Origin of the sequence: Giesbergeria sp., assembly GCF_028686475.1 — a bacterium.
Lineage (GTDB): Bacteria > Pseudomonadota > Gammaproteobacteria > Burkholderiales > Burkholderiaceae_C > Simplicispira.
This window is the reverse complement of sequence record NZ_JAQUCA010000047.1, coordinates 1-5,813: the sequence shown is the minus strand read 5'-3', so window position 1 is coordinate 5,813 and position 5,813 is coordinate 1. Positions and strand designations below refer to the sequence as shown.

Genomic DNA, 5,813 nt, shown 5'->3' with positions numbered 1-5,813 from the left:
AAATCCGATGAATTTCACAACCTTGTCACTCATCTTTTTATACGAAAGTATAATTTAAATCTTTTATTTAGAAGTTAATAATTTTAAAAACAAAAAAATTGAAAACATTTGAAATTTTACCACCACCATCTTATGAATGGGCACACCGTGACCGCGGCTGTTGCATAAGTAAGTCTGGGGTTCGCTAGGCTCCAGGTTCTCCTCTCACAAACGGTGCCCCCGAGAATGAACCATCGCATAATCACCTGAAAAATCTCCTCAGCTGGTGCCTTGTTGGGTCATGCGGCAGAGCTCTGACCTGTTAAGCGCTTTGCCAGCCGCACCCGCAGGCTGGCCACCGCAGGGTGACCTTCAAAGTGCGCGAGCAAGTTGACCTTCATTTGCGCGGTGATGTTGGAGCGCTGCACCATATCAGGCCAAGTTTCCACGGCTGCCTGTGCACAGCGGCGCAGCACCGCTTGGGCAGGCTTTTCTGGAATGTTCAGCAAAGCGCAAAACTTACGCAATGTCATCGGCGTCAACTGTTCGTAGCCGGATGCTGCTTGTACAGTGCCCGCTCTGACCTTGGGCTTCAATGCTCCGCCAGTGGGACGAGGCAACAAAGGTAGTGCATGCCCTTTGTGCGGCCCATAAGACGCATACCCCACGATGTCGTATGCCCCAGGCAACTCAGGCGTTCTCCCATCGGGGTAACGGATGCCGATGTTTTTCAGGTGCATGTTTGAGTTACCCAGCATTTCGTTGACCAGCAAGCGGCGCAGCAACTCATGCACGCCTGGCTCACCAAACAGCTCGAGCAAAACCGCTGCGACCTGGGTGTAGTCACCTTGGGTGTACTTGTCCTCTGGCCAAACACCCAGCACTTGGCAGAAATCTTCACACTGCACCCGTCCTGGCTGGTCTCGGTCATAGCGGTGAACCGCCAGAAACTGGGTGGTCGTGTCCGACTCTCCCAAGTCATAACCATGCTCGGCTTCCAGCATGTTGAGCGGCACCAACTCTGCATCACACACACGAACCCCTGCGGCCTTGGCCATTTCCAAGGACAAGGCCTCCAATTCCGGCAATCGTGGATAGCCAACCACAGGCAGCTTGGCAATCAGGTGCGTATCACCGAGTTTGGTTCTGGCTACATAACGGCCATCCGCTTTGCTGACTGCCAACTTCGGCTGCACTCCAGAGAGCGAAACTCCTTGCGGCATCGGCTGTGCAGTCATCCCAAGTTCTAGGGTGTCTTGCTCTTGGGTCACATAGCGCTGCAACTGCGCTGTGTTCAGCTCCACTGGTAATGCATACACATTACCGGGCAGGTCTTTGCCACAGGCGGCGAGCATTTCGAAATGGTCTTTGGGATGGCATCCCCGAAGCTGGGCTACATGGTCTCGAAACACCCCCTCAGGCAGTAGATTCTGGAAGAACGCCGGCAGCAACCAGCCATTGATTGCTGAATGCTTACCATTGAGCAGGGTGGAGGTGTAGTCCTGCCACAGCTGACGCTGCTGCCAAGGCTGGTCTGCCAGTAAGGAAGCACTCAGTACGGGGGCGTTCTCACGTTCGGCAAAGTGCTCATCGGCCACAAACCGCTGTATCACAGCATCTTCAGCCAAGGCATATCGAAGCAGTACGCCGATACGGTGAGCAGATGTTGTACCCCCCAGAAAGATACCCAGCGCTTTAACCTGCATAGCCAGTACCCCTCTCTTTTAGCGCATTGAGGGCAGCTTGAACCTTGGTTTCCACCACCGGCTCTGTGGTTGTCGCTTGGCTTGCCTGCACCGCAGCAGCAGCCTCCTTGGGCACCAGCACCATCTCCAGCCCCAATCGGTCGGCTATGGTGAACAGGGAGCTGAGTTTGAAGTCGTGCTCGCCGCTCAGAATCAACTGCAGGGTACGCGGCGAGAGGCCCGCTTCACGCACCAGCCGCACTTGCTGCATGTTCTGGTGCTTCATCATCTGCTTCAACAAGGAAGCGACAGCTTGGTGGTTTTTCATACTAACAAAGTATACATTTTTCTTTTTATGCTACTTTGATAGTGTTTCTTTCCAAGCGAAAGCACCTTCCTTGAGGGAAAGTGCTGGTCGGACTGCACGTCATAGTGGGGGTAGTTGCAGAATTCGGACCAAGTGACCACTCAAAAACCTTTTGCGTATGTCTGCTCTCTTAGCTCACAGTCCGGAACAAGCCGATGGAACCGTGCGGCCGGTAAGGCTGTTTGATGAACTGGTAGACACCGACCCTGGGCAGTTTTGTCGATTCCCCCCGGTAACATATTGCTGGTGTTTCCCGCACACCTGATAAAAATACGCAACGAAAGAATTCGATGACAGATGACAGCCAACTATTCAAAGAGGACCCAAATGCCCCCGGCGGGTGGCTTGCATCGCCAGCAGGTCTTTTCCTCATCGCCTCGGATGCTGCCTACGACCCTGAATCTGGGTGCACACCTGAGGGCCACCTTCGGGGTTTGCTGGTGGTTCAGCGTCTATTGAGTGCAGCTAGCAAGGCTGGATTTGCAAAGGGTCAATTGCTCGAAACCATGCTGTCCAGTGGCGAAGTCAGTCAGCGGGTGAAAGATTTAGCTTTTGAGATGACTGAAACCCTCGGGCAGAAAGAGGCGGCACACGTCATTCAGAGGGCTATGGAGGAAGATATCCAGTATTGAATGAAGCCCCGAATGGAGAGAGGGCTCAGCTTTCTCTCCGACTTAAACTGCGACTGCTTCATCATTATGGTAAATATAATACTTACAGTATTTACTTTGACTACCCGCCCGAAATTCGCAAGGTCATCTACACGACCAATGCCATCGAATCGGTCAACATGGGGCTGCGCAAGTTAAGCAAAAATCGGGGCTCGTTTCCCAGCGATGAGGCGCTGACCAAGCTGTTTTATCTGGCCCTGCGCAACATCAGCCAGAAGTGGACGATGCCCATCCGGGATTGGAAAGCTGCCTTGACCCGATTTACCATCCAGTTTGGAGAGCGCATCTCCAGCCACTGAAGTCCGAACCGTTTACACAAAAATTCGGACACGCCCCATGCACTGGACTCGCCTTGACTTCCATCGGATTCAGTAAGACAATGACCGTAATAAAAGTCCTTACACAAGACTAGGACTGCGATTGCAAACCCAGCCAACTGCGCCACGTTACAGCCCGGCCGGTTGTTACCGCCGTGCAGCAACTGGTACCACCTTTATTGGTAAGTTCGATGAAGTATGACGAATCACTCCGCACGCCTGAAGTCCGCCTGAAAGAGGCAGAGCAGATTGGCGACCAGCTCCGCACACTGCGCATTGCGCGTGGCGTGACCCAGAGTGAGGCGGCAGCGCGCGCAGGTGTTTCTCGGTCCACCGCAGTACTGCTGGAGAAGGGGGACGAAAGCCGCACGCTCTCGCAGGTCCTGCGCTACTTACACGCCCTGGAGCCTGAGCTTACCTTGGCTGGCTTGCTGACAGGCAAATCGGCCGCCGTGCGTGTCTTCAATGAAGCTCCCCGCGTCCAACGTGTCTACAAGTCGAGTGCAAGCGCTGGGCGCAAGGGCGTGGGCTCCACTTTTGTCAACAAAAGCGTGTCCAAGGCGACCTTCAGGCCTGATGCTGGGCAATCTACCGAAATGACCGCGAAAAGCAAGGACCCGTATGACTTCTGACCGCAACCCCTATGCCCGGCCTCCCAGTAACGTTTTCGTGTTCGCACATGTGGCGGATGAGCATGGCGCTGACTTCGTGCCAGCGGGTTCGCTGGAAGGCGCAAACACCGCGCAGCCTGTTTTTGTCTACGGCAAGCGCTATGTGCAACGCCCCTATGCCGTCGAGGTGGACCCCGTCGCCTTGCCACTGAAGAATGAGGAGGGTGGCGCCAAGCACTTTGTCTTGGCTGGACTCACTGAGTTCGGGGGTATCCGTGACGCGGCCCCGGATTCCTGGGGGCGTAGGGTCATTGAGAACAAGCTCAAGGTGGCTGTAAACAAGCTGCCGGAGGTGTGGCCTATCTCTTAGAAGCGGGCTCAGACCGGGTGGGGGCCTTGGATGTGCGCCTCTCGCGGGATTCTGAGGCTACGGCCCCGGTGTCCGCCGAGATGGACCTGGCGCGCCTTCTGGAGGCAGCGGACCGCATCGAGAATGAGGAATACGTCGGGGAGGACCTCGCCATCTACTTCGGATGCCTTGGCAGCGCCGGCGGCGCGCGGCCTAAGGCTTCCGTGCGCACCGATGACGGTGTTCTCTGGCTCGCCAAGTTCCCATCCAAGTCAGACCGCGCCTGTAACGCTGTTCTCGAAGCTGGTGCATTGGAGCTTGCACGTGCCGCGGGGCTTCGTGTGCCTCCCGTGACGGTTAAGCAGGTAGGTCAGGCCAAGGTGCTGTTCATTCGGCGATTCGACCGCTACTGGGCAGAGCCTGGGGTCGTTCCGGACCCCGCCAAAGAAAGTTGGGAGCCGTTGAAAAGACTTAGAGGCCTGCCTACTATCGAAGGCCGCATAGGCTTTTGCTCGGCACTCACTCTTATGGGCATCGATGAGTATGCAGCAACCCGTAGCTCCTACAAGGCCCTAGCAGAGCAAATGCGTGCCCGCGCGCTCCCTGAGTACCTCGCGCGGGACTTGCGCGAGCTGTTTAAGAGGCAGGCGCTCAACATCTTCGTCACGAACACGGATGACCACTTGCGCAATCATGGATTCCTGTACCAGGTCGCAGCCAGAGGATGGACCCTCAGCCCGCTCTATGACGTGCTTCCCATAAGCGTTGTTGCTCAGGACCGGATGCTGCACTTGGAGGTTGGGGAAAGGGGCAGGCTAGCCACGCTGGACAACCTGATGACCCACTGGGCTGTGTATTTTTCGAGCAGGGGGCAAGCGCTGAAGGCGCTGCACGAGGTGTGGCTGGTGGCTCGTGCGTGGAAGCCGTTTTTCGAGAAGTTCGGTGCGACTCAAAAGGACATGGCGCACCTGGAGGGGGCCATTCGGAGGTTGGACCAAATTGCATCTCCAGAGCTCGAGAAGACGCTACGGGGTCTCTAGGGCTCAAGCTCTTGAGAGAGAGTCCACAAGCCGATGGAAATCGCGACGGCGCATGGTTCCGCATCTTAGCCACCAACACGATTATCGAACCGAAACGAAAAAACTTGAAGTTAAGTCCTTCCTCCTCAGAGGCAAAGAAGTAGAAAATATTTCAAGTTGTTTCGTTTCTAATGAATAGGTCAATGTTCCGTAGGGGGTGGTAGTAGCCATTCCATTACACACAAGTCCCCGCCTCGCTCAACTCTCTGGCGTAGCGGGCTCCTTGAACAAAGAGGGCTATCTCCTGCAAGCCCAGCCATAGCGTCTTAGCTCCAGGCTCTCCATCGCCCTTTCTTGCCAGAAAGCCCCCGCGCTGGGCGATTAGCCGCAGCACCTCATTGAGTGTTGGCATCTTTTGCGGTACCCGCTTTTTGTTCAAGATGAACGCCGCTCGCCACTCGTCGGGCTCGAACACCAGCCCAGCATCGAGCTCAGACATCGTGCGCCCCAGCCGCATCAGTCGGTTGATGCGCCAAGCAATCACCATGTAAATGGCCAAGGCCGCTTCCAGTCTGTCTTTGTCTCCCAGCTGCAAGCGCTCGACCCGGCAGCCCTCCTTCAAAATCAGAAAGAACAGCTCTATTTCCCAGCGTGCCCGGTACCAGTCAATTACCTGAATCCGTGACCCAAAAAGCACCTCCCGGCCACCCCAGCCTCAGCCGATTTTTTCTGCAAATATGCACCCGCATTGAACCCTGATGCCCTCCTGCGCCGCTGTTCGCGTGCTTTTTGTCACTCCAATCGCACCACAAAGC

The 5,813-nt window shown here is 55.6% G+C and carries 6 protein-coding genes and 2 pseudogenes; 5 read left to right on the top strand and 3 right to left on the bottom strand.

All coding sequences use genetic code 11. The features are described from left to right. Positions 1-278 precede the first annotated feature (278 nt). Positions 279-1,685, bottom strand: a complete 1,407-nt coding sequence (locus PHX60_RS15640; protein WP_300079645.1) for a type II toxin-antitoxin system HipA family toxin — start codon at positions 1,683-1,685, stop codon at positions 279-281. Further along, positions 1,675-1,992: a helix-turn-helix transcriptional regulator gene (locus tag PHX60_RS15635; protein ID WP_300079641.1), complete on the bottom strand. Its 318-nt coding sequence runs from the start codon at positions 1,990-1,992 to the stop codon at positions 1,675-1,677. Before PHX60_RS15635 ends, PHX60_RS15640 begins: the two co-directional genes overlap by 11 nt. 329 nt (positions 1,993-2,321) lie before the next feature. On the opposite strand from PHX60_RS15635, the gene PHX60_RS15630 reads away from it, so the two are divergent. The 5 genes and pseudogenes from PHX60_RS15630 to PHX60_RS15610 all read left to right on the top strand — a co-directional run bounded on the left by PHX60_RS15630 (position 2,322) and on the right by PHX60_RS15610 (position 5,019). Beyond that, positions 2,322-2,663, top strand: a complete 342-nt coding sequence (locus PHX60_RS15630; protein WP_300079638.1) for a hypothetical protein — start codon at positions 2,322-2,324, stop codon at positions 2,661-2,663. A gap of 92 nt (positions 2,664-2,755) precedes the next feature. Continuing rightward, positions 2,756-3,001: pseudogene (locus PHX60_RS15625) on the top strand (transposase); the annotation flags it as partial. A gap of 209 nt (positions 3,002-3,210) precedes the next feature. Next, positions 3,211-3,651, top strand: coding sequence for a helix-turn-helix domain-containing protein (locus PHX60_RS15620; protein ID WP_300079637.1), 441 nt, complete (start codon positions 3,211-3,213; stop codon positions 3,649-3,651). Continuing rightward, positions 3,641-4,000 (top strand): hypothetical protein, encoded by a 360-nt coding sequence (locus PHX60_RS15615; RefSeq protein ID WP_300079635.1) that lies wholly within the window; start codon positions 3,641-3,643, stop codon positions 3,998-4,000. The genes PHX60_RS15620 and PHX60_RS15615 overlap by 11 nt, the downstream gene beginning before the upstream one ends. A gap of 68 nt (positions 4,001-4,068) precedes the next feature. Beyond that, a complete protein-coding gene (locus PHX60_RS15610) occupies positions 4,069-5,019 on the top strand; it encodes a type II toxin-antitoxin system HipA family toxin (RefSeq protein WP_300079634.1) in 951 nt (316 codons plus the stop codon). Between the two features lie 214 nt (positions 5,020-5,233). On the opposite strand, the pseudogene PHX60_RS15605 reads toward PHX60_RS15610, so the two are convergent. After that, positions 5,234-5,677 (bottom strand): annotated as a pseudogene (locus tag PHX60_RS15605) (IS4 family transposase); the annotation flags it as partial. Positions 5,678-5,813 lie beyond the last annotated feature (136 nt).

Bases quoted from the DNA above. Each gene is read 5' to 3' on its own strand.
- PHX60_RS15640 (WP_300079645.1), bottom strand. From the start codon at position 1,685: ATGCAGGTTAAAGCGCTGGGTATCTTTCTGGGGGGTACAACATCTGCT.
- PHX60_RS15615 (WP_300079635.1), top strand. From the start codon at position 3,641: ATGACTTCTGACCGCAACCCCTATGCCCGGCCTCCCAGTAACGTTTTC.
- PHX60_RS15630 (WP_300079638.1), top strand. From the start codon at position 2,322: ATGACAGATGACAGCCAACTATTCAAAGAGGACCCAAATGCCCCCGGC.
- PHX60_RS15635 (WP_300079641.1), bottom strand. From the start codon at position 1,992: ATGAAAAACCACCAAGCTGTCGCTTCCTTGTTGAAGCAGATGATGAAG.
- PHX60_RS15620 (WP_300079637.1), top strand. From the start codon at position 3,211: ATGAAGTATGACGAATCACTCCGCACGCCTGAAGTCCGCCTGAAAGAG.